This window comes from Streptomyces sp. NPDC031426 (assembly GCF_055581585.1).
In genome coordinates this window covers 108850-131057 of sequence record NZ_JBVIJE010000018.1, presented here as the reverse complement: position 1 = coordinate 131057, position 22208 = coordinate 108850, and the positions used below count along the sequence as shown (strand labels likewise).

18 protein-coding genes and 1 tRNA gene are annotated in these 22208 nt (G+C 70.8%); 15 read left to right on the top strand and 4 right to left on the bottom strand.

What is annotated here, in order from left to right; all coding sequences use genetic code 11:
- Nucleotides 1-201: 201 nt before the first annotated feature.
- On the top strand, nt 202-3036 hold the full coding sequence (locus ACZ5NH_RS31125) for a penicillin acylase family protein (RefSeq protein WP_468779908.1): 2835 nt from the start codon (nt 202-204) through the stop codon (nt 3034-3036).
- 73 nt (nt 3037-3109) lie between these two features.
- On the opposite strand, the gene ACZ5NH_RS31120 is transcribed toward ACZ5NH_RS31125, so the two are convergent.
- Nucleotides 3110-3691, bottom strand: coding sequence for a 5-formyltetrahydrofolate cyclo-ligase (locus ACZ5NH_RS31120; RefSeq protein WP_468779957.1), 582 nt, complete (start codon nt 3689-3691; stop codon nt 3110-3112).
- Between the two features lie 133 nt (nt 3692-3824).
- Here ACZ5NH_RS31120 and galU point away from each other — a divergent pair, with 133 nt between their 5' ends.
- From galU to ACZ5NH_RS31085, 7 genes are all read left to right on the top strand, one after another.
- Nucleotides 3825-4736, top strand: coding sequence for a UTP--glucose-1-phosphate uridylyltransferase GalU (galU, locus tag ACZ5NH_RS31115; protein ID WP_388632251.1), 912 nt, complete (start codon nt 3825-3827; stop codon nt 4734-4736).
- A complete protein-coding gene (glp, locus tag ACZ5NH_RS31110) occupies nt 4733-6055 on the top strand; it encodes a molybdotransferase-like divisome protein Glp (RefSeq protein ID WP_468779906.1) in 1323 nt (440 codons plus the stop codon). Before galU ends, glp begins: the two co-directional genes overlap by 4 nt.
- 146 nt (nt 6056-6201) lie before the next feature.
- A complete protein-coding gene (moaC, locus tag ACZ5NH_RS31105; RefSeq protein ID WP_388632245.1) occupies nt 6202-6714 on the top strand; it encodes a cyclic pyranopterin monophosphate synthase MoaC in 513 nt (170 codons plus the stop codon).
- Nucleotides 6711-7211: a MogA/MoaB family molybdenum cofactor biosynthesis protein gene (locus tag ACZ5NH_RS31100; protein WP_388632242.1), complete on the top strand. Its 501-nt coding sequence runs from the start codon at nt 6711-6713 to the stop codon at nt 7209-7211. The genes moaC and ACZ5NH_RS31100 overlap by 4 nt, the downstream gene beginning before the upstream one ends.
- Nucleotides 7212-7231: 20 nt before the next feature.
- The gene (locus ACZ5NH_RS31095; protein WP_451006520.1) at nt 7232-7855 is read left to right on the top strand and encodes a GNAT family N-acetyltransferase; all 624 of its coding nucleotides are present in this window, start codon (nt 7232-7234) and stop codon (nt 7853-7855) included.
- A gap of 172 nt (nt 7856-8027) precedes the next feature.
- Entirely contained in the window at nt 8028-9248 is a 1221-nt protein-coding gene (sepX, locus tag ACZ5NH_RS31090) for a divisome protein SepX/GlpR (RefSeq protein ID WP_468779903.1), read from the top strand.
- Nucleotides 9249-9339: 91 nt separating this feature from the next.
- Nucleotides 9340-9413 (top strand) — tRNA-Ala (locus tag ACZ5NH_RS31085).
- 49 nt (nt 9414-9462) lie between these two features.
- Here ACZ5NH_RS31085 and ACZ5NH_RS31080 read toward each other — a convergent pair.
- Complete coding sequence (locus tag ACZ5NH_RS31080) at nt 9463-9939, bottom strand: GNAT family N-acetyltransferase (RefSeq protein ID WP_388632233.1); 477 nt, start codon at nt 9937-9939, stop codon at nt 9463-9465.
- 79 nt (nt 9940-10018) lie between these two features.
- Between ACZ5NH_RS31080 and ACZ5NH_RS31075 the strand changes: the two genes are divergently transcribed.
- Entirely contained in the window at nt 10019-10822 is an 804-nt protein-coding gene (locus tag ACZ5NH_RS31075; RefSeq protein ID WP_468779901.1) for an exodeoxyribonuclease III, read from the top strand.
- A 17-nt stretch (nt 10823-10839) separates the two neighbouring features.
- Here ACZ5NH_RS31075 and ACZ5NH_RS31070 read toward each other — a convergent pair whose 3' ends face one another.
- A complete protein-coding gene (locus ACZ5NH_RS31070) occupies nt 10840-11463 on the bottom strand; it encodes a MerR family transcriptional regulator (protein WP_468779955.1) in 624 nt (207 codons plus the stop codon).
- A 177-nt stretch (nt 11464-11640) separates the two neighbouring features.
- Here ACZ5NH_RS31070 and ACZ5NH_RS31065 point away from each other — a divergent pair, with 177 nt between their 5' ends.
- From ACZ5NH_RS31065 to ACZ5NH_RS31050, 4 genes are all read left to right on the top strand, one after another.
- The gene (locus ACZ5NH_RS31065) at nt 11641-13167 is read left to right on the top strand and encodes a flavin-containing monooxygenase (protein WP_468779899.1); all 1527 of its coding nucleotides are present in this window, start codon (nt 11641-11643) and stop codon (nt 13165-13167) included.
- Nucleotides 13164-14105, top strand: coding sequence for an alpha/beta fold hydrolase (locus tag ACZ5NH_RS31060; protein ID WP_468779897.1), 942 nt, complete (start codon nt 13164-13166; stop codon nt 14103-14105). The genes ACZ5NH_RS31065 and ACZ5NH_RS31060 overlap by 4 nt, the downstream gene beginning before the upstream one ends.
- Nucleotides 14102-14986: an SDR family oxidoreductase gene (locus tag ACZ5NH_RS31055; RefSeq protein WP_451554492.1), complete on the top strand. Its 885-nt coding sequence runs from the start codon at nt 14102-14104 to the stop codon at nt 14984-14986. The genes ACZ5NH_RS31060 and ACZ5NH_RS31055 overlap by 4 nt, the downstream gene beginning before the upstream one ends.
- A 92-nt stretch (nt 14987-15078) precedes the next feature.
- Nucleotides 15079-15303, top strand: a complete 225-nt coding sequence (locus tag ACZ5NH_RS31050) for a hypothetical protein (protein ID WP_388632218.1) — start codon at nt 15079-15081, stop codon at nt 15301-15303.
- Nucleotides 15304-15461: 158 nt separating this feature from the next.
- On the opposite strand, the gene ACZ5NH_RS31045 is transcribed toward ACZ5NH_RS31050, so the two are convergent.
- On the bottom strand, nt 15462-18959 hold the full coding sequence (locus ACZ5NH_RS31045) for a S41 family peptidase (protein WP_468779895.1): 3498 nt from the start codon (nt 18957-18959) through the stop codon (nt 15462-15464).
- A 196-nt stretch (nt 18960-19155) separates the two neighbouring features.
- Here ACZ5NH_RS31045 and ACZ5NH_RS31040 point away from each other — a divergent pair, with 196 nt between their 5' ends.
- Complete coding sequence (locus ACZ5NH_RS31040; protein ID WP_468779893.1) at nt 19156-19761, top strand: TetR/AcrR family transcriptional regulator; 606 nt, start codon at nt 19156-19158, stop codon at nt 19759-19761.
- 109 nt (nt 19762-19870) lie between these two features.
- The gene (locus ACZ5NH_RS31035) at nt 19871-22096 is read left to right on the top strand and encodes an MMPL family transporter (protein ID WP_468779891.1); all 2226 of its coding nucleotides are present in this window, start codon (nt 19871-19873) and stop codon (nt 22094-22096) included.
- Nucleotides 22097-22208 lie beyond the last annotated feature (112 nt).

Genomic DNA, 22208 nt, shown 5'->3' with positions numbered 1-22208 from the left:
GCGCACCGCACCCAAGTACTTCGTTACCTTACCTAAGTCTTGACGCTTTCTTGACGCTCGCCGAGGCAAGATCGAACGCTCGTGCGCGCTGGTTCCCGACTCCGCGTCAAGCGGGACGGGGCCCTGCGCCTATGGTTGCTCCAGCGCTCATTCAAAGTCACAGCCCGACCTGCCGCTCGCGTTAGGACAGCAAGGACAGCGATGCCCCCCAACACCACCGCCACAACGGGTGACACCGCCACCACCGGTGCCGCGCCCGCCAAGTCCGGCAGGAAGAAGGGGCGCAAAGCCCGACTGATCGTGCTCGTGCTGGTACTGGCCATCATCGGAGGCATCGCCTACGGCGCCTACTGGTCGGTCAGTACCGTCCGCGCCTCCTTCCCGCAGACCAAGGGCACGATCACGCTCCAGGGCCTGTCGGGGCCGGTCGACGTCAAGCGGGACGGCAACGGCATCCCGCAGATCTACGCGTCCTCCGACGAGGACCTGTTCATGGCGCAGGGCTACGTCCAGGCGCAGGACCGGTTCTGGCAGATGGACGTGCGCCGGCACATGACCTCCGGGCGCCTGTCGGAGATGTTCGGAAAGGGCCAGGTCAAGAACGACGAGTTCCTGCGCACCCTCGGCTGGGACCGGATCGCCCGGCAGGAGTACGACACCAAGCTGTCGGCCGCCACGAAGAAGTACCTCCAGGCCTACGCCGCGGGCGTCAACGCCTACCTGCAGGGCAAGGACGGCAAGGACATCTCCCTGGAGTACGCCGCCCTGGGCTTCACCAACGACTACAAGCCCGAGAAGTGGACCCCGGTCGACTCGGTCTCGTGGCTGAAGGCGATGGCGTGGGACCTGCGCGGCAACATGCAGGACGAGATCGACCGCGCCCTGATGACCAGCCGGCTCGGCCCGCAGCAGATCCAGGACCTGTACCCCGAGTACCCGTACAGCCGTAACAAGCCGATCGTGCAGGAAGGCCAGTACAGCACGCTGACCAGGTCCTTCCAGCAGAGCGGCGGCACCGGAACCTCGCAGGGCACCGGCACGACGGGCACGTCCGGCACGACCGGCGGCGCCACAGGCGGCTCTGCGGGCTCGACGGGCACGACCGGCTCCGCCACCTCGACGGCGTCCGGATCGTCGCTCACAAGCCAGCTGGCGGGTCTCTACAACGTCCTGGACGACGTCCCCACCGCCGTCGGAGTGAACGGCCATGGCATCGGCTCCAACTCGTGGGTGGTGGCCGGGAAGTACACCATCACCGGCAAGCCGCTGCTCGCCAACGACCCGCACCTGTCGGCGTCGCTGCCGTCGGTCTGGTACCAGATGGGCCTGCACTGCCGCACCGTCTCCAGCAAGTGCCAGTACGACGTGACCGGCTACACCTTCGCCGGCATGCCCGGTGTGATCATCGGCCACAACGCGGACATCGCCTGGGGCATGACCAACTCCGGGGTCGACGTCACCGACCTCTACCTGGAGAAGGTCAGCGCGAACGGCTACCTGTACGACGGCAAGGTCCGGCCGTTCAGGACCCGTGAGGAGACCATCAAGGTCGCCGGCGGCTCGTCCAAGACGATCGTCGTGCGCCAGACCCAGGACGGGATGCCGCTGCTGTCCGACCGCGACGACGAACTCGTCCAGGTCGGCAAGCGGGCCGCGGTCAACACCGCCGCCCCCGACCGCGGCGACGGCTACGGCATCGCCCTGAGGTGGACCGCGCTCGACCCGGGCACCTCCATGGACGCCGTGTTCGCCCTCGACAAGGCGGCGAACTGGAGCGACTTCCGCCAGGCGGCGGCCCTGTTCGACGTGCCCTCGCAGAACCTGGTCTACGCCGACACCGCCAACCACATCGGCTACACGCTGCCCGGCAGGATCCCCACGCGCTCCTCGGTGGACGACGGTGCCGTCCCGGCACCCGGCTGGGACTCGAAGTACCGCTGGACCGGCTTCATCAAGCAGAACGAGCTGCCCTACGAGTACAACCCCAGGCGCGGCTACATCGTCACCGCCAACCAGGCCGTGATCGACAAGGACAAGTACCCGTACACCCTCACCACCGACTGGGGCTACGGCACTCGCAGCCAGCGCATCACCGACCTGATCGAGTCCAAGATCAAGGACGGCGGCAAGATCTCCACCGACGACATGCGGCAGATGCAGCTGGACAACAGCAGCGAGATCGCCAAGCTGCTCGTGCCGAAGCTGCTGAAGATCAACCTCGGCGACAAGAACGTCCGCGACGCGCAGAAGCTGCTGGAAGGCTGGGACTACACCCAGGAGTCCGACTCCGCGGCGGCCGCCTACTTCAACGCGGTCTGGCGCAACATCCTCAAGCTCGCCTTCGGGAACAAACTGCCCAAGGAACTGCGCGTCCAGGGACAGTGCCTGTGGGTCGACAAGATGGACAGCACCGGCCCGGTCGACGACGACACCAAGGTGCGCGAGTGCGGCGACCGGGACACCGACCAGGCGCAGCCGGACGGCGGCGACCGCTGGTTCGAGGTCGTGCGCACCCTGATGGACAAGCCGGACAGCGACTGGTGGAAGACCCCCAAGTCGGGCACCCGCCCCGCGGCGAACAACGTGGACCAGCTCCTCGCCCGGGCCATGATCGACGCCCGCTGGGAGCTGACCGCCAAGCTCGGCAAGGACATCGACACCTGGAGCTGGGGCCGGCTGCACCGCCTGTTCCTGAAGAACCAGACCCTCGGCACCGACGGCCCCAAGGCGCTGCAGTACATCCTCAACCGCGGCCCCTGGAGGCTCAGCGGCGGCGAGGCCACGGTGAACGCGACCGGCTGGAACGCCGCCGGCGGCTACGGCGTCGTCTGGGTGCCGTCCATGCGGATGGTCGTCAACCTCGCCGACTTCGACAAGTCCAGGTGGATCAACCTGACCGGCGCCTCCGGGCACGCCTTCAGCGCGCACTACACGGACCAGACGAGCCTGTGGGCCAAGGGCGAACTGCTGCCCTGGTCGTTCTCGGCCAAGGCGGTCGACAGCAGCACGAGCGACGCACTCGTCCTCAAGCCGTGACCCTCTGACGGCAGCACGGAAAACGGCCCTCCACGCGCGCGTGGAGGGCCGTTCCCCATGTCGGCGAGTCCCGTCAGGCGCTCGGGAAGCGGCGCACGCCGGAGGGCGTCACCACGGCGTGCACGGGCCTGTCGTGCGCCTCTGCCGGGACCTGCGCGACGACCTCCCTGTCGTACAGCAGCACCACGAGCCGGGGGCGTGCGCCCGCGCGCTCCAGACGGGCCAGTACGCGGTCGTACGACCCGCCGCCGCGCCCCAGGCGCATCCCGCGCGCGTCGACCGCGAGCCCGGGCAGCAGCACGACGTCCGCGGCCGTCACGGCGTCCGGACCGAGACGCGCGCCGGACGGTTCGAAAAGCGCCATTTTCCCGCCGTGTTGGACCCGCGTGAGGGAATCCGGGCCGGCGTACTCGCCCCAGTCGAGGTCGTTGTCGGGCAGGAGCGCGGGGAGCAGCACCCGCACGCCTCGCGCCCGCAGCGCGTCCAGCAGCGCCCCCGTGCCGGGCTCGCTCCCCACGGAGACGTAGGCCGCCACCGTGCGCGCATGTGCCAGCTCGGGCAGCTCCAGGGCGCGCTCCGCCAGCGCGCGGCCCGTCTCGTCGACGTCATCGTCCGTCAACCTTTTCCTCACCGAGAGGAGCTCCCGCCGCAACATTCCCTTGGCAGGCTCGCTCGCGCGTCCGTCGTGTTCCACGGGTCGTTCTCGCACCCTTCTTGAATGCCGTCATAAAGGGCCAACAAACCGGAGCCACAGATTCCTGACAAAGGCACCGGATAAGGTTGCGGGCATGACTCAGTCGCACCCCAGGATCAGTAAGGCTGTCATCCCCGCAGCAGGTCTCGGCACCCGGTTCCTGCCGGCCACGAAGGCCACTCCCAAGGAAATGCTGCCGGTCGTCGACAAGCCCGCGATCCAGTACGTGGTCGAGGAGGCCGTGTCAGCGGGGCTCGACGACGTCCTCATGATCACCGGACGCAACAAGCGTCCTCTCGAGGACCACTTCGACCGCAACTACGAGCTGGAATCGGCGCTCCAGAAGAAGGGCGACGCCGAACGGCTCGCCAAGGTGCAGCAGTCCAGCGACCTGGCGACCATGCACTATGTGCGCCAGGGCGACCCCCGGGGTCTCGGCCACGCCGTGCTGTGCGCCGCCCCGCACGTCGGCCAGGAGCCCTTCGCGGTGCTCCTCGGCGACGACCTGATCGACCCGCGCGACCCGCTCCTGCAGCGCATGATCGAGGTCCAGGAGGAGCACGGCGGCAGCGTGATCGCCCTCATGGAGGTCGCGCCCGAGCAGATCCACCTCTACGGCTGCGCGGCCGTGGAGGCGACGGCCGACGGTGACGTCGTACGGGTCACCGGCCTCGTCGAGAAGCCCGACCCGGCGGACGCCCCCTCGAACTACGCGGTCATCGGCCGTTACGTCCTCGACCCGCACATCTTCGACATACTCCGCAAGACCGAGCCGGGCCGCGGCGGCGAGATCCAGCTCACCGACGCCCTCCAGCAGCTCGCGACGGACGAGAAGGTCGGCGGCCCGGTGCACGGCGTCGTCTTCAAGGGCCGCCGCTATGACACCGGCGACCGTGGCGACTACCTGCGTGCCATTGTCAGACTCGCGTGCGAACGTGAAGACCTGGGTCCGGACTTCCGGACCTGGCTTCGCAGTTACGTAGCCGAGGAGATGCAGCAATCTTGAGCAGCGCCGCGACCCGCCCCGCCGGCCCGGACGACCTGTGGTCGGTGGACGAGCACCTGGAGGACATCCTCTCGACCGTCCGTCCCCTGGAACCCATCGAGCTGCAACTGCTCGACGCCCAGGGCTGCGTCCTGGTCGACGACGTCACGGTGCCGGTGTCCCTGCCGCCGTTCGACAACAGCTCCATGGACGGGTACGCGGTGCGGGTCGCGGACGTGGCGGGCGCCAGCGAGGAGTTCCCGGCCGCCCTGGAGGTCGTCGGCGACGTCGCCGCGGGCGCGGCCCATCCGGTCCGGGTCGGCCCCGGCCAGGCCGCCCGCATCATGACCGGCGCCCCGCTGCCGCCGGGCGCCGAGGCCGTCGTCCCGGTGGAGTGGACCGACGGCGGACTCGGCGAAGGCCCGGTGAGCGGGATGCGGGCGCGCAGCCTGGCCCCGGAGGGCGCCGAGGGGCAGGTACGCGTGCACCGCCCCGTCGAGGCACGCGCGCACGTGCGCGCCAGGGGCAGCGACGTGAAGGCCGGTGACCGCGCCCTGGAGGCCGGGACGGTCCTCGGCCCGCCGCAGATCGCGCTGCTGGCCGCGGTCGGCCGCGGCACGGTACGCGTGCGCCCGCGCCCGCGCGTGGTCGTGCTGTCCACCGGCAGCGAACTCGTGCAGCCCGGCGAGGAACTGGCCGGCGGCCAGATCTACGACTCCAACAGCTTCGCCCTCACCGCCGCCGCGCGGGACGCCGGCGCGATCGCCTACCGGGTGGGCGCCGTCGCCGACGACGCCGAGACCCTCCGCTCCACCATCGAGGACCAGCTCGTCCGCGCCGACCTGATGGTCACCACCGGCGGGGTGAGCGTCGGGGCGTACGACGTCGTCAAGGAGGCGCTGTCATACGCCGGCGACGAGGACGAGGCGGGCAGCGGCGTGGAGTTCCGCAAGCTCGCCATGCAGCCCGGCAAGCCCCAGGGCTTCGGCTCCATCGGCCCCGACCACACACCGCTGCTCGCCCTGCCGGGCAACCCCGTGTCGTCGTACGTCTCCTTCGAGCTGTTCGTGCGTCCCGCCATCCGCACCCTGATGGGCCTCACGGACGTGCACCGGCCCCGTGTCCCGGCCACCCTGAAGACCGATCAGGCGCTGCGCTCGCCCAAGGGCCGCCGGCAGTTCCTGCGCGGTGCCTACGGCGACGGCGAGGTCACCCCCGTGGGCGGCGCCGGCTCGCACCTGATCGCGGCGCTGGCGCACGCCGACGCGCTGATCGTCGTCCCCGAGGACGTGGAGTCCGTCGAGCCCGGCACCGAGGTGGAGGTCGTCCTGCTCGGCTGAGGCACGCGCGCGTGCGCGTGCGAAAAGTGCGAAAAGGCCGACGGGGGTCCTGGGCCGGTGCCGGCGCGGACAGGGCGGTACCGTGTCGCGCACAACAGGCCCGCGCACCGCACTGCGCCGGGCCCGGACCGGGAGCGGCACACAGCATGACTGAGTCATTCCGGGGGGAGACCTCCGGACCCCCTGCGCAGGACGGACTGACGCACATCGACGAGGCGGGCGCGGCCCGCATGGTCGACGTGTCCGGGAAGGACGTGACCGCGCGCACCGCCCGCGCCAGCGGCCGCGTCCTCGTCTCGCCCCGGGTGGTCGAGCTGCTGCGCGGCGAGGGGATGCCCAAGGGCGATGCCCTCGCCACCGCGCGGATCGCCGGGATCATGGGAGCCAAGCGCACCCCGGACCTGATTCCGCTGTGCCACCCGTTGTCGGTGTCGGGTGTGAAACTGGACCTGTCGGTCGCGGACGACGCGGTGGAGATCCAGGCCACCGTGAAGACGACGGACCGTACGGGTGTCGAGATGGAGGCCCTCACCGCCGTGACGGTCGCCGCGCTCACCGTGATCGACATGGTCAAGGCGGTCGACAAGGGAGCGGTCATCACGGACGTGCGGGTGGAAGAGAAAACGGGCGGCAAGTCGGGCGACTGGAGCCGGGCATGACCTACCGGGCTCTGGTGGTCACCGCCTCCAACAGGGCTGCCGCGGGCGTCTACGAGGACAAGGGCGGCCCCTTGGTCGCCGACGGCCTGAAGAGCCTCGGTTTCGCCGTCGACGGCCCCCGGGTCGTCCCGGACGGGGAGCCCGTGGAGGCGGCTCTGCGCGCGGGAGTCGACGCCGGGTACGACGCCATCGTCACCACCGGCGGCACCGGGATCTCGCCCACCGACCGCACGCCCGAGGCGACCCGCGCGGTGATCGACCACGAGGTGCCGGGCATCGCGGAGGCCATCCGGGCGTTCGGGCGCGAGAAGGTTCCGACCGCGGCGCTCTCCCGGGGCCTGGCCGGGGTCGCGGGCCGGACCCTGATCGTCAACCTGCCGGGCTCCACGGGCGGCGTGAAGGACGGCCTCGCCGTGCTGGAGCCCCTGCTGGTCCACGCCGTCGACCAGATCCGCGGCGGCGACCACCCCAGACCCAGCAGCGGGGGTGCGAGCTGAACAGCCCTTCCTGGCCCGTCGTGCTGGCGGACGGCGATGTCGTCCTCCGGCCGATAAGGCTGCGCGACCAGCGGGCCTGGCGGGAGGTGAACCGGCGCAACCGGGACTGGCTGCGCCCCTGGGAGGCGACCATTCCGCCGCCCACGCCGAGCGGGCCGATCGCGCACCGGCCGACCTACCGCCAGATGGTCCGGCACCTGCGTTCCGAGGCCAACGCGGGCCGGATGCTGCCGTTCGTCATCGAGTACCAGGGGCGGCTCGTCGGCCAGCTCACGGTCGCCGGGATCACCTGGGGATCGATGTGCTCGGGGCACGTCGGCTACTGGGTGGACGAGGCGGTGGCCGGGCGCGGGGTGATGCCGACGGCCGTCGCGCTTGTCGTGGACCACTGTTTCCGCACCGTCGGACTGCACCGCATCGAGGTCTGCATTCGGCCCGAGAACCGGCCCAGTCGCCGGGTCGTGGAGAAACTCGGATTCCGCGAGGAGGGGCTCCGGCCGCGCTATCTGCACATCGACGGGGCCTGGCGCGACCATCTGGTGTTCGCGCTCACCGCGGAAGAGGTGCCCGACGGTTTGCTCGCGCGGTGGCAGCGGGCACGCTCCCAGCAGGTGCGGCAGAAACCCCAGAGCACCGGAAATTGAATATGTGTTCGAAATTGATCGGTTGATGACCGTCTCCGGGGCAATGAATTACCGCCCGAGACGGTGCGCTGATCGCATCGGTCGCAAAAGTGCTGGAAATATCAGCCAGATCGTGCGACACACCGGCCCAATTGGCGGATGGCCTCATGCAAACCCCTCTACGGTGTGAGATGTGAGCAGCAGCGGCCTCATCTACGCAGTCATTGTCGGGGCCTGGGCCGCCTACTTGGTGCCGATGTGGCTCCGTAGGCAGGACGAGCTGAACGAGGCCCGTCCGACGGAACGCTTCAGCACCGCCATCCGGCTGCTGTCCGGACGGGCGGGAATGGAGCGCCGGTACGCCAAGGACCTGCGGGCGCGCTCCGCCCAGGAGGGGGAGCCGGGCGCCCGCGACCCGGACGCCGTCACCGACTCGGTGGACGTCCGGGCTTTCGCCATGCCTCCGACCCGCCGTCAGGTGCACGCCGACGCCGAGCCCGAGGCCTCCGGGAGGGTGGAACCGGAGCGAGAACGCGACGCCCCGGCGGCGCGCAACTCCGGTGCTGCGCCGCCGCGCAACTCCGCCTCCGTGCCCGCGCAGAAGCGAGTGCCGTCCGCGCGCCAGGCGTCCTCCGCGCAGTCGTCCTCCGCGCAGGCGGCCGCAGCACGGGCCCGGCGCTCGAAGGTCCTCGCGCGCCGCAGGCGCACCACCGTGGTGCTCTTCCTCGCCTTCACACTGGGCGCGATCGTCGCCGCCGTCGGCGGGCTCGCCTTCCTGTGGGCGCCCGCCGCGCCGGCCGTGCTGCTCAGCGCGTACATCGCCTACCTGCGCTCCCAGGAACGCCGCCGCTTCGCCTACCAGATGGACCGCCGGCGTGCCGAGGTGGCCGCCCAGCGGCTGCGGGAGCGCCAGCCGCGTCGCCGCGCGCCCCTCGACGCGGGCCCCGGTGCCGACGAACCGGAGGAAGCCCCTCAGGTCCAGACGGACACCGGGCTCGCCGCACTCGCCGCGGACCGGCGCGCCCTGGTCGAGCAGACGGACCACGCCGAGTGGGTCGACCAGCAGCGCGAGCGGCAGCGGCGGCCCGGCGGGGACAGCTGGGACCCGGTGCCGGTGCCCCTGCCGACGTACGTGACCGCGCCGGTCGCGCCGCGTGCCACGTCCGATGTGGATCTGGGGGCGCCCGACACCTGGAGTTCGGCGCGCTCCAGCTCGGTGACGCCGGAGCACGAGGCGAGCCGCACGCCGGAGGCCGAGGCGGACGAGCAGGCGCCCGAGTCCGGGGACAAGCCGGCGGACGGCCGCAGCGACGCGCGTCGCACAGCCTCCGCACGCCGGTCGCGCGAGCGCGGGCGCACCCCCCTGTTCGATCAGTACGAGGACGGCGACCGCCCGCGCGCGGCCAACGAGTGATGCCCGCCACACTTCCGGAAGGCGCGCTGACCAGTCAGGGAACGGATTTCCAAGCACCCCGATCGGGATGCTAAAGTTTCACTCGTTGCAAGGGCCTGTGGCGCAGTCCGGTAGCGCACCTCGTTCGCATCGAGGGGGCCAGGGGTTCAAATCCCCTCAGGTCCACGCAGCATGAAGCCCCGGTCGGCGAGAGCCGACCGGGGCTTCATCGTGTCTACAGCTTCTTCGCGAAGCAGCGGCTCTCCTCGTGGTGGCGGTAGTAGCCGAACTTGGTGCACGGCTCGTAGCCGCTCGCGGTGTACAGCGCGATGGCCTCCGGCTGCTTGGTCCCGGTCTCCAGGACCATGCGGACACGGCCGGCCGTGCGGGCGTCCTCCTCCAGGGCGGTGAGGATCCGGCGGGCCAGGCCGCGGCCGCGCATCTCCGCTATGACGAACATGCGCTTCAGCTCGGCGTCGCCGTCTTCGTTGCCCTCCTCGTTGCGGTCCTGGCTGCGCCAGCCGCCGGTGGCCACGGGGCGGTCGAACTCGTCGTACGCGATCAGATAGACGCCGTGGGGCGGGTCGAAGTCCGTCGTGTCGAGGACGGTGGCGTCGCCGTCGTCGCCGTAACGCTCGGCGTACTCGGCCTGGACCTCGGTGTTGAGCTTCACGGCGTCGGGATGATCGAAACGAACGCGGCGTATATACATTCTGAGTATCGTACTTCTATGCAGACGGTGGGGCCTCGGGCTTTGAGGGCTCCGACCAGTGTGCCGGTATCGTGCCCGGGTGCTGACTGTGACCTCGGTTAACGTGAACGGGCTGCGAGCCGCCGCCAAGAAGGGCTTCGTGGAGTGGCTCGCGCAGACGGAAGCGGACGTCGTCTGCCTGCAGGAGGTGCGCGCCGAGCCGCACCAGCTGCCCGAGGAGGTGCGGCAGCCCGACGGCTGGCACGTCGTGCACGCCCCGGCCGCCGCCAAGGGCCGTGCGGGCGTCTCCCTCTACACCCGGCGCGAGCCCGACCGCGTCCGGGTCGGCTTCGACTCGGCCGAGTTCGACGGCAGCGGCCGCTATGTCGAGGCCGACCTGCCCGGCGTCACCGTCGCCTCCCTCTATCTGCCCTCCGGCGAGGTCGGCACCGAGCGGCAGGACGAGAAGGTCCGCTTCATGGACGAGTTCCTCGCCCACCTCAAGACCCTGCGCGAGCGGGCCGCCGCCGACGGGCGCGAGGTGGTCGTCTGCGGCGACTGGAACATCGCCCACCAGCAGGCCGACCTCAAGAACTGGCGCGGCAACACCAAGAACTCCGGATTCCTGCCCGAGGAACGCGAGTGGCTCGGCCGGGTGTTCGCGGCGGAGGACGGCGGCTACGTCGACGTCGTACGGGCCCTGCACCCGGACGTCGAGGGTCCGTACACCTGGTGGTCGTACCGGGGGCGGGCTTTCGACAACGACTCCGGATGGCGCATCGACTACCAGGTCGCCACGCCCGGTCTCGCCGGGAAGGCCGTCAAGGGCCTGGTGGAGCGCGCGGCCACGCACGCCGAGCGCTGGTCCGACCACGCGCCCGTGACCGTCGTCTACGACCTCTAGTCGCGCTTGCTGATCCGCTAGTAGTCCCGCTTGCTGATCCGCCGGTCCAGCGCCAGCGAGAGTTCCGCCTCCACCACGCTGCGGGCCAGCGGGCGCAGGCGGTGGAGGTCCTCCTCGGGGCCGTGGCGCAGGATCAGGTCGGTGAAGAGTCCGGCCAGGGCGTCGGCGTGTTCGCGGACGCGGGCGGCGGCCGTGAGGACCTCGGCGAGCGGGATGCCCTCGCGGACCAGGGCGGAGGAGACGTCCAGCAGGCGGCGGCTGATGTGGACGATCTCGTCGCCGTCCGTGCCCAGGTAGCCCAGTTCCATGGCGGCGGCGAGGTTCTCGGGGGTGACCTCGCCCTCGAAGCGGGCGGCGAGTTCCTCCGGGGTGAGGCGGACCGGCTCCTCCTCGGTGGGGGTGCCGACGCCGAGCAGGTCGGCGACGCCTCGGCCCTGGTCGAGGGCCTCGGCGAGCTCCGCGATGCCGTTCAGGGTGTGGCCGCGCTCCAGCAGGGCGGCGATGGTCCGCAGGCGGGCCAGGTGGTGGTCGTCGTACCAGGCGATACGGCCCTCGCGGCGGGGTGGCGGGATCAGCTTGCGCTCGCGGTAGAAGCGCAGCGTGCGCACGGTGATGCCGGCCAGCCGCGCCAGCTCCTCCATGCGGTACTCGCGCCCGCCTTCCTTGCGTTCTGCGTCCTCTGCCACGCCCGCAGCCTATGTTGTACCGCCGGTAACTTTCCTGTTCCCGACCCCTACCGCTCGGTACGGGGCTGCTCTACAGTCCCATTGCGCCAGTGTTCACTGGCAGAGTCCAAGGCGATGCGTGGAGGCTTCGGGATGGCCGAGCACGAGCATGTACGGGTGGCGGTGATCGGGTCCGGGTTCGGCGGCCTGGGGGCCGCCGTGCGGCTGCGCCGCGAAGGGATCACCGACTTCGTCGTCCTGGAGCGGGCGGACAGCGTCGGCGGCACCTGGCGGGACAACAGTTACCCAGGGTGCGCCTGTGACGTGCCCTCCCATCTGTACTCCTTCTCCTTCGCGCCCAACCCCGAGTGGCCGCGCACCTTCTCCGGGCAGGAGCACATCCGCGCCTACCTGGAGCACGTCACCGACCTCTTCGGACTGCGCCCGCACATCCGCTTCGACTCCGAGGTCAAGCTGATGAGCTGGGACAACGAGAACCTGCGGTGGGACATCGAGACCACACGCGGGTCGCTCTCCGCCGACGTGGTCGTCTCCGCGACCGGGCCGCTGTCCGACCCGAAGGTCCCGGAGATCCCCGGCCTGGAATCCTTCCCGGGCAAGGTGTTCCACTCCGCCCGCTGGGACCACGACCACGACCTGCGCGGCAAGCGTGTCGCCGTGATCGGCACCGGCGCCTCCGCCATCCAGATCGTGCCCGCGATCCAGCCGCAGGTCGACCGGCTCACCCTCTTCCAGCGCACCCCGCCGTGGGTGATGCCCCGCATGGACCGCGCCATCAGCGGCGCCGAGCGCCGGCTGCACCGGGCCGTGCCCTTCACCACCCAGCTGCGGCGCGGCCTGCTGTGGGGCATCCGGGAACTGCAGGTCCAGGCGTTCACCAAGCACCCGGACGAACTCGGCCTGATCGAGCAGCTCGCCAAGCGCAACATGGCCCGCGCCATCAAGGATCCGGCCCTGCGCGCCAAGCTCACCCCCGACTACCGCATCGGCTGCAAGCGGATCCTGCTGTCCAGCACGTACTACCCGGCGCTGGCCAGGCCGAACGTGGACGTCGTCGCCAGCGGGCTCAGCGAGATCCGCGGGTCGACCCTGGTCGCGGCCGACGGCACCGAGGCCGAGGCCGACGTGATCATCTTCGGTACGGGCTTCCACGTCACGGACATGCCGATCGCCGAGCGGGTGGTCGGGGCGGAGGGCGTCACCCTCGCCGAGTCCTGGAAGAACGGCATGCAGGCGCTGCGCGGTGCCGCGGCCGCCGGATTCCCGAACTGGATGACGATCATCGGGCCCAACACCGGACTCGGGAACTCCTCCATGATCCTCATGATCGAGTCCCAGCTGAACTACATGGCCGACTATCTGCGGCAACTGGACGTCCTCGGCCGCCGTACGGCCCTCGATGCCCGGCCCGCGGCCGTCGAGGACTGGAACCGGAAGGTCCAGGAGCGCATGAAGCGCACCGTGTGGAACACCGGCGGCTGCACCAGCTGGTACCTGGACGCCAGCGGCCGCAACACCACCATCTGGCCCGGTACGACATCGGAGTTCCGGCGCGCGACCCGGCGGGTGGACCTGGGGGAGTACGAGGTCATCCGGAAGTCCGGTACAGCCGTGGAGAAGACGGTCGCCGCCGTTCCGCAGAGCGAGGGCGCCGCATGAGCCGGCTCGCTCCCGTGACCTCCGGGCCGTACGCCCCGCCCACCCCCTCCCGTGAACTCACCGTCGTCTCCGCCGATGGCGCGCGGCTGCACGTCGAGGTGCACGGCCCCGACAACGCGCCCCCCGTCGTCCTCGCGCACGGCTGGACCTGCTCGACCGCCTTCTGGGCGGCGCAGATCCGGGACCTGGCGACCGACCACCGCGTGATCGCGTACGACCAGAGGGGGCACGGGCGCAGTCCCGCGAGCTCCGCGTGCACCACCCACGCGCTGGCGGACGACCTGGAAGCGGTGCTCGCGCAGACCCTCGCGCCCGGGGAGAAGGCGCTGATCGTCGGCCACTCCATGGGCGGGATGACCGTCATGGCCGCGGCCACGCGCCCCCGCTTCCGCGACCACGCCGCAGCCGTCCTGCTGTGCAGCACCGGCAGCTCGCGGCTGGTCGCGGAGGCGCGTGTGGTGCCGCTCGGCGCCGGGCGTGTGCGCACCTGGATCACCGCGCGCATTCTCGGCTCGCGCGCCCCGCTCGGCCCGGTCACGCCGGTCGCCAAGCGCATCCTCAAGTACGCCACCATGGGCGCCGGTTCCGCCCCGCACATGGTGGAGGCGTGTGCGCTGATCGTGCACGCCTGCCCGCGCGCCGTGCGCCACGCCTGGTCGCGCGTGCTCGAAGCGCTCGATCTCGACCACGGCGTAAGGGAGTTGCACGCGCCCACCGCGATCGTGCACGGCGCGTCCGACCGGCTCACGCCCCCGGTGCACGCCCGTGCGCTGGTCGCCGCGCTGCCGCACTGCGTCGGCCTGACCGAGCTGACCGGCGTCGGCCACATGACCCCGATCGAGGCCCCGGAGCTGGTGACCGGCCGGATCCGGGAACTCGTCACCACCTACGTCACCACCAAGAAGGCCACAGGCGTGCAGATCAAGGAGGGCGCATGAGCAGGGTCAGCCTCGAAGGGCAGGTCGCGGTCGTCACCGGGGCGGCGCGCGGTGTCGGTGAGCTGCTGGCGCGCAAGCTCTCCGCGCGCGGCGCGAAGGTGGCGCTGGTCGGGCTGGAGGAGGAGGCGCTCAAGGACGTCTCCTCGCGCCTGCACAGCGACAGCGCCCACTGGTACGCCGACGTCACCGACCACGACACGATGAGCCGGGTCGCGCAGGAGGTGAAGGCGCGGTTCGGGAAGGTCGACATCGTGGTGGCCAACGCCGGTGTGGCGACGGGCGGTCCGTTCGCCGACTCCGATCCGCAGGCCTGGCGGCGGGTGATCGAGGTGAACCTGATCGGTTCGGCGGTGACGGCCCGGGCGTTCCTGCCGGTGCTGGTGGAGAGCCGGGGCTATCTCCTCCAGATCGCCTCGCTCGCCGCGATCACGCCGGCGCCGATGATGACGGCGTACTGCGCGTCCAAGTCGGGTGTGGAGGCGTACGCGCACAGTCTGCGCGCCGAGGTCGGTTACCAGGGAGTGCGCGTCGGCGTCGGGTACCTGTCCTGGACCGACACCGACATGGTGCGCGGCGCCGACCAGGACGACGTCATGCGCGAACTGCGGCAGCGGCTGCCGTGGCCGTCCAACAAGACCTACCCGCTGGGGCCCGCGGTGGACCGGCTCGTCGCCGGGATCGAGCGGCGCTCGGCGCATGTGTACGGGCAGTGGTGGCTGCGTGGCATGCAGGGCGTGCGCGGGTATCTGCCGGCGCTCATCGGGACGGTCGGGCAGCGCGAGATGAAGCGGTTCGCGCCCCGTCTGCAAGGAATGCGCTCGGGGCTCGTCGGTGCAGGCGGGGCGGCCGACGAGGCGGCGCGCGCTACGCACCGTGACTGATCCACATGCGCTGCGTGGTCGCCCGTGTGAATCTGGGTGAGGCCCCACCGAGGGGCCGACCCCCAACTCACCCACCACGGGAGTGAACCCACATGGGTATGAAGGACAAGGCCAACGAGTGGCAGGAACAGGGCAAGCAGAAGATCGGTGAGGCCCGCGAGCGGGCCGGCCAGCGCGGTCAGCAGCAGCCCCAGCGCGGTCAGCAGCAGCCGCAGCGTGGCCAGCAGCAGCCGCAGCGCGGCCGCGAGAATCTGCGCGACATCGAGGACACGGAAGCGGAGATGGAAGACCGCTTCGACCGGGACTACGACGCGTAGTCGCTGCGCTCGGCTTTGACCGGTTTGCGTGGGGCGCCCTTCTTTGCGGAGGGTGCCCTGCGCTGGTTTTTGGGGTGGTGGGGATGTGTGGTCGTGCGCGGGTGCGTTGTGGCTTGTCGCGCAGTTCCCCGCGCCCCTCCCACACGCACCCCTCCTCGTCAGGTGGCCCGCGGCGGTAGCTCGGGGCGGGCTCGGTTGGGGACCTCGGTGTAGTCGGGGGGGACGGCGGCCGGGCAGGACTCCAGGAGTTCCAGGGCGAGTTCGACCGCGTCGGTCAACTGGGCGTGGCGGCCTTCCGCCCAGTCCAGAGGGGTGCGCAGGATCTCCAGGTCGGGGGCGACGCCGTGGTTCTCGACGGACCAGCCGTAGGCGTCGAACCAGGCCGCGTTCATCGGGACCGTGATCACCGTGCCGTCGCCCAGGCGATGCCGGCCGGTCATGCCGACCACGCCGCCCCAGGTGCGCTGGCCGACCACCGGGCCGAGTTTCAGCAGCTTGAAGGCGGCCGTGATCATGTCGCCGTCCGAGGAGGTCGCCTCGTCGGCGAGGGCCACCACCGGTCCCCTCGGCGCGTTCGAGGTGTACGACACCGGTTGCGCGTCCCGCGTCAGGTCCCAGCCGAGGATCGTCCGGGTCAGCTTCTCGATGACGAGCTCGCTGATGTGTCCGCCCGCGTTGCCGCGCACGTCCACGATCAGGGCGGGCCGGGACACCTCCATGCGCAGGTCGCGGTTGAACTGGGCCCAGCCGGAGCCGCCCATGTCGGGGATGTGCAGATAGCCGCACTTGCCGCCGCTCAACTCCCGTACAACCGCGCGGCGTTTGGCGACCCAGTCCTGGTAGCGCAGCGGCCGTTCGTCGATGAGCGGGACGACGGCGACCCGGCGCGCCCGGTCCGGCTCGCCCTGTGCCGGAAGGAACGTCAGCTCCACGGTCGTACCCCCGGAGCCGGCGAGCAGCGGATACGGGCCGGTCACCGGATCGACCGGGCGGCCGTCGACGTGGGTGAGGATCGCGCCCTCGCGGATGCCGGTGCCGGCCAGTGGTGAGCGGGCCTTGGAGTCGGAGGAGTCGCCGGGCAGGATGCGTTTGACAATCCAACCCTCTTCCCGGTGGGCGAAGTTGGTGCCGAGGAGGCCCTGCCAGCGCTGGTAGTGGGGCGGGCCCTCGTTGCGGCGGGCGGCGGTGACGTAGGCGTGCGAGGTGCCCAGTTCGCCGAGGACCTCCCGCAGGAGATCGGCGAACTCGTCGGGTGAGGCGACCCGTTCGACGAGGGGACGGTACTGGTCGAGCACCGCGTCCCAGTCGATGCCGGACATGCCCGGGTCCCAGAAGTAGGCGCGGATGAGGCGGCCGGCCTCGTCGTAGGCCTGGCGCCACTCGGCGGGCGGGTCGACCACGTGCAGGATGCGGCGCAGGTCGATCCAGACGGTGGTGTCGCTGTCGCCCATCTCCGTGGAGGGCACCGCGCGCAGCTCGCCCTCGTCCACGACGACCAGCCGGGTGCCGTCGCCGCTGACCGCGAACCAGTCGAGGTGGTCGACCAGTTCGGACTTTTTCGCCTTGGCGAGGTTGAAGTACTCCAGGGTCGGGCGGCCGCTGATGTCGGCCGGGTTGGCGAAGGTCTCGCCGAGCGCGCCGGAGATCGGCCAGCGCAGCCAGACCAGTCCGCCGCCGGCGACCGGGGACAGCCCGGAGTACTTGGAGGCGATCACCGGGAACGGCGTGACCCGCATCGCCAGGCCCTCGACCTCCACGGTCACCGTGCCGGCCTCGCCGGTCGCCTCCTCCTCGGCCGGGTCGAGGCCGCCGGCCGCCGGACGGCCCTCGGGATTCAGGGCGAAGGGGGAGGGGGTCGCCGAGTTCAGCGGGACGAGGTAGGGGCGGCAGCCGAGCGGGAAGGACAGGTCGCCGGTGTGGACGTCGTACACCGGGTCGAAGCCGCGCCAGGAGAGGAAGGCGAGATAGCGACCGTCGCGGGTGAAGACGGGGTTCTCGTCCTCGAAGCGGCCGTTGGTCACGTCCACGATCAGCCGGTCCTTGATGCGGGCCAGCTTGATCTGGCGCAGCGAGCGGCCGATGCCCGGGTGGGACCAGGTGAGCCAGGCGCCGTCCGGGGAGAAGGCGAGGTCGCGCACGGGGCCGTTGACGGACCGGATCAGCTCGGTCACGTGCTCGCCGACGTCGGCGGCATCTGAGCCACCTGAGCCGCCGTCACCGGAGTCACCCGAGTCACCAGAGTCGCTCGAGTCGCCCGAGTCACCGGAGTCGCCGGAACTCTCAGAGCCACTTGAGTCACCGGAGTCGCCCAAGTCACCGGAGTCGCCGGAACTCTCAGAGCCACTTGACTCACTTGAGCCACCGGAGTCGCTCCCAGCGTCCACCGCCTCTTCGGTGACCTGACCCTCCGTTCCTTCCGTCTCCTCCGCCACATCGATCAGCAGCAACCGTCCGTCGTGCGAGGCGACCGCCAGCCGTTCGCCCTCCGGGTCGCAGGCCATCTCCAGGACGCGGCCCAGCCTGCCGGAGGCCAGCCGGCGGGGCGCGCGGTCGCCGCTCGCGCGGGGCAGCTGGGCGATCTCGACGGCGTCCTCGCCCTCGGCGTCCGTCACATACGCCACCTGGCCGGTCGTCCCCAGCATCTCCGGCAGCCGTACCCGTACGCCGGGTGTGTCGGTGATCGTGCGGGCGGGGCCGTCGCGGTGGGTGAGCCAGTACAAGCTGCCGCGTACGACGACGGCGCTGGCCCGGCCGGTTTCGTCCACGGAGATGCCGTCGACGTGCTGCGCGGCCGGCACCTGGTAGCGGCGGCGCCCGGTGGCCGGCCCGGCCAGGCGGATGTCCAGCTTGCGCGGCAGGGCGGCCGGGGAGAAGTCGTCCACCATCCACAGGTCGCCCGCGCACTGGTAGACCACCCGCGTGCCGTCGCTGGAGGCGTGCCGGGCGTAGAAGGCGTCGTGGTCGGTGTGGCGGCGCAGGTCGGTGCCGTCGTAGGCGCAGGAGTAGAGGTTGCCGACGCCCTCGTGGTCGGAGAGGAAGGCGATGCGGCCCGCGACGAACATGGGGCAGGCCAGATGCCCCTCGATGCCGGGCAGCAGGCGTTGCCCGTGCAGCCAGAGGCGGCCCATGGCGCCGCCCCGGTACCGCTTCCAGGAGGCCGGCTCGTGCGGCGGGGTGCCGGTGAGCAGCAGGGTCTTGTGCCCGCCGGCGACGTCGGCGACCTGGATGTCGGCGACCGGGCCCCAGGGCAGTTTGCGCCCGGGGTCGCCGTCGGGGGACACCTTGTAGGCCCAGGTGAAGTACGAGAAGGGCTCGCCGTGGGAGGCGACGGCGAGGATGTGGTGCGTCCCGTCCTCGTCCGGGGGCGTCCAGCCGCAGACCTGGGTGTCGGTGCTGCCCCAGTACGTCAACTGCCGGGCGGGACCGCCCTCGACGCCGACGAGGTGGATCTCGGGGACGAAGCTGCGCCAGCTGGTGAACGCGATCTGGCGGCCGTCGGGCGAGAAGCGCGGGTGCCCGTCCTTCGTGCGGTCCGCGGTGAGCCGCCAGGCCCGGCCCGGGGCGTCGAGTGGGGCCAGCCAGACGTCGTCCTCGGCCACGAAGCACACCAGGTCGCCGCTGAGGTGGGGAAAGCGCAGATAGCTCACCCTCCCCATGCTTTTCCGCCCGCTGGGGGCCAGCAACTCGTGCGGCCCGCGAGGCCGCTCCTTGTGCGGTCCTCGCGGCCGCGAACTTATGCGCCTCTCACGTTCGTGACCCAGCACACGTACGAAACCGTTTCGTTTCGAATGGTCTCAGGGTATCTTCATGGTGGTACGAAGCAGGAAGCTCCGGAGTGGGAAGGCGAGTGGCATGACCGAGGTTGTCGCAACGTCACGGCGCAGCCGGATCACGCCCGAGCGCGAGGCCGAGTTGTACGAGGCGGTGCTCGACCTGCTCCGGGAGGTCGGCTACGACGCCCTCACCATGGACGCCGTCGCCGCCCGCACCCGGTCCAGCAAGGCCACGCTCTACCGCCAGTGGGGCGGCAAGGCCGAGCTGGTGGCGAAGGCGGTGCGGCACAGCAAGCCGGGCGGCTCCGCCGACGGGGTCGACACCGGGTCGCTCCGAGGCGATCTGCACGCCCTCACCCTGCGCTCCGACGACTGCGAGATGGAGCAGAACTCCGCGCTGATGCGGGGTCTGGCGATGGCCGTCCACGGCAACCCGGACCTCCTGAAGGCGTTCAAGGAGCATCTCATCGAGCCGGAGCTGGCCGAGTTCCGCCGTGTGCTGCAGCGGGCGATCGACCGGGGCGAGGTCCGTGCGGACAACCCCGCGATCGACTACGGGATGCACATGATGATCGGCGGGTTCGCCGCCCGCTCGCTCATCGACGAGCAGCCGCCGACGCAGGCCTTCCTCCTGTCGTACATCGACGCCGTGGTCCTCCCCGCCCTCGGCGCACCCACCAGCTGATCATCCTCCGATCCCCGAGCAAGCCCACCGTCTGACGTCACCGCTCACGTCGTCGGGCCGATCACCCCTGCCCTGATGAACCCCACGACCTGACCGGGAGTACGCCTCCGTGGCCACGTTTCTGTACAAAGCAGGCCGTCTCGCCTTCCGGCGACGGCACTTCGTCGCCCTCATATGGGTCGCGCTGCTCACCCTCGCCGGGGTCGGCGCCGCCTCCGCGCCGCCCGCCGGCAGCACGTCCTTCTCCATCCCCGGCACCGAGGCCCAGAAGGCCTTCGACCTGCTGGAACAGCGCTTCCCCGGGATGAGCGCCGACGGGGCCACCGCGCGCGTGGTCTTCAAGGCCCCGAGCGGCGAGAAGATGACCGACCACGACAACAAGACGGCCGTCGAGAAGACCGTCAAGGAGCTGCGGAGCGGCTCCGAGGTCGTCTCCGTCGCCGACCCCTACGCCGGGCACGCCGTCAGCAGGAACGGCACCATCGCCTACGCCTCGGTGAAGTACAAGGTCTCCGGCATGGAGCTGAAGGACTCCTCCAAGGACGCCCTGAAGGAGGCCGCCCAGCACGCGCGTGACGCCGGGCTGAGCGTCGAGGTCGGCGGTGACGCGCTCACCGCGACTCCCGAGACCGGATCCAGCGAGGTCATCGGCATCGGGATCGCCGCCGTGGTCCTCGTCATCACCTTCGGCTCGCTGCTCGCGGCCGGATTCCCGCTGCTCACCGCCATCATCGGGGTCGGCATCGGCGTGTCCACGATCACCGCGCTCGCCGGCGCCCTGGACCTCGGCTCCACGACCTCCACCCTGGCCTCGATGATCGGCCTGGCCGTCGGCATCGACTACGCCCTCTTCATCGTCTCCCGCTACCGCGCCGAACTCGCCGAGGGACGCGAGCGCGAGGACGCGGCCGGGCGCGCCGTCGGCACGGCGGGCTCGGCGGTGGTCTTCGCCGGCCTCACCGTCGTCATCGCCCTGGTCGGCCTGTCGGTCGTCAACATCCCGATGCTGACCAAGATGGGCATCGCCGCGGCGGGCACGGTCGCCATCGCCGTGCTGATCGCGCTGACGATGATCCCGGCGCTGCTCGGCTACGCGGGCCGCAGGGTCAAGCCGGCCGGCCAGAAGAGCAAGCTGCTTTGCGGCGGCCGTACGCCGAAGAAGCCCGGCCGCCCCAACATGGGCACCCGCTGGGCGAGCTTCGTCGTACGGCGCCCGGTCGCCGTCCTGCTGCTCGGGGTGCTCGGCCTCGGCGCGGCGGCGGTCCCTGCCGCGTCCCTGGAACTGGGGCTGCCCGACGACGGTTCCCAGCCCACCTCCACCACTCAGCGCCGCGCCTACGACCTGCTGTCCGAGGGCTTCGGACCGGGCTTCAACGGCCCCCTGATGGTCGTGGTCGACGCCAAGGACAGCGCCCACCCCAAGAAGGCGTTCAGCGAGGTCGGCGACGAGATCAAGGGCCTGAAGGACGTCGTCACGGTCACCCCGGCCGTGCCCAACAAGGCCGGCGACACCGCGACGATCACCGTCGTACCCAGGTCCAAGCCGTCCTCGAAGACGACCGAGGACCTGGTGCACGCCATCCGTGACAAGGGGGCGGGCATCACCGCGAAGACCGACTCCAAGGTCCTGGTGACCGGTACGACGGCGATGAACATCGACGTCTCGCAGAGGCTCAACGACGCCCTTCTGCCCTACCTGGCGCTGGTGGTGGGTCTCGCGTTCCTGCTGCTGATCGTGGTCTTCCGCTCGGTCCTCGTCCCGCTGAAGGCGGCCCTCGGCTTCCTGCTCAGCGTGATGGCGGCCCTGGGCGCCGTGGTCGCGGTCTTCCAGTGGGGCTGGCTGTCCGGCCTGATGAACGTCGAGCAGACCGGCCCGGTCATGTCGATGATGCCGATCTTCATGGTGGGTGTCGTCTTCGGTCTCGCGATGGACTACGAGGTCTTCCTCGTGACCCGGATGCGGGAGGCGTTCGTCCACGGCGAGAAGCCCAGCCAGGCCGTGGTGACCGGCTTCAAGTACGGGGCGAGGGTGGTGACCGCCGCGGCCGTGATCATGATCGCCGTCTTCTCCGGCTTCATCGGCTCCAGCGAGGCGATGGTCAAGATGATCGGCTTCGGCCTCGCGATCGCCGTCTTCTTCGACGCGTTCATCGTCCGCATGGCCATCGTCCCGGCGGTCCTCGCCCTGCTCGGCAAGAGGGCCTGGTGGCTGCCGAAGTGGCTCGACCGCGCGCTGCCCAACGTGGACGTCGAGGGCGAGGGACTGCGCACCGAGCCCGCCGCGGTCGGCAAGGACGCCGACCCCGACGAGGAGAGGGAGCTGGTACGGGTCTGACGTACCGCTCCCGAGCCGGAGCGGCCGGTGAGGGTGCCCGTGGGGACGGGGCTGCACCCTCACCGGCTTTCCGGTTCTCCCTCGAAAACCTCGCGAGCGGGCCTCGGGCGAT

What these genes read in the sequence shown, in the direction of transcription:
- ACZ5NH_RS31125 (WP_468779908.1), top strand. Translation starts at nt 202, where the DNA reads ATGCCCCCCAACACCACCGCCACAACGGGTGACACCGCCACCACCGGT.
- ACZ5NH_RS31120 (WP_468779957.1), bottom strand. Translation starts at nt 3,691, where the DNA reads ATGTTGCGGCGGGAGCTCCTCTCGGTGAGGAAAAGGTTGACGGACGAT.
- galU (WP_388632251.1), top strand. Translation starts at nt 3,825, where the DNA reads ATGACTCAGTCGCACCCCAGGATCAGTAAGGCTGTCATCCCCGCAGCA.
- moaC (WP_388632245.1), top strand. Translation starts at nt 6,202, where the DNA reads ATGACTGAGTCATTCCGGGGGGAGACCTCCGGACCCCCTGCGCAGGAC.
- ACZ5NH_RS31100 (WP_388632242.1), top strand. Translation starts at nt 6,711, where the DNA reads ATGACCTACCGGGCTCTGGTGGTCACCGCCTCCAACAGGGCTGCCGCG.
- ACZ5NH_RS31080 (WP_388632233.1), bottom strand. Translation starts at nt 9,939, where the DNA reads ATGTATATACGCCGCGTTCGTTTCGATCATCCCGACGCCGTGAAGCTC.
- ACZ5NH_RS31070 (WP_468779955.1), bottom strand. Translation starts at nt 11,463, where the DNA reads ATGGAGGAGCTGGCGCGGCTGGCCGGCATCACCGTGCGCACGCTGCGC.
- ACZ5NH_RS31065 (WP_468779899.1), top strand. Translation starts at nt 11,641, where the DNA reads ATGGCCGAGCACGAGCATGTACGGGTGGCGGTGATCGGGTCCGGGTTC.
- ACZ5NH_RS31060 (WP_468779897.1), top strand. Translation starts at nt 13,164, where the DNA reads ATGAGCCGGCTCGCTCCCGTGACCTCCGGGCCGTACGCCCCGCCCACC.
- ACZ5NH_RS31055 (WP_451554492.1), top strand. Translation starts at nt 14,102, where the DNA reads ATGAGCAGGGTCAGCCTCGAAGGGCAGGTCGCGGTCGTCACCGGGGCG.
- ACZ5NH_RS31050 (WP_388632218.1), top strand. Translation starts at nt 15,079, where the DNA reads ATGGGTATGAAGGACAAGGCCAACGAGTGGCAGGAACAGGGCAAGCAG.
- ACZ5NH_RS31045 (WP_468779895.1), bottom strand. Translation starts at nt 18,959, where the DNA reads ATGGGGAGGGTGAGCTATCTGCGCTTTCCCCACCTCAGCGGCGACCTG.
- ACZ5NH_RS31040 (WP_468779893.1), top strand. Translation starts at nt 19,156, where the DNA reads ATGACCGAGGTTGTCGCAACGTCACGGCGCAGCCGGATCACGCCCGAG.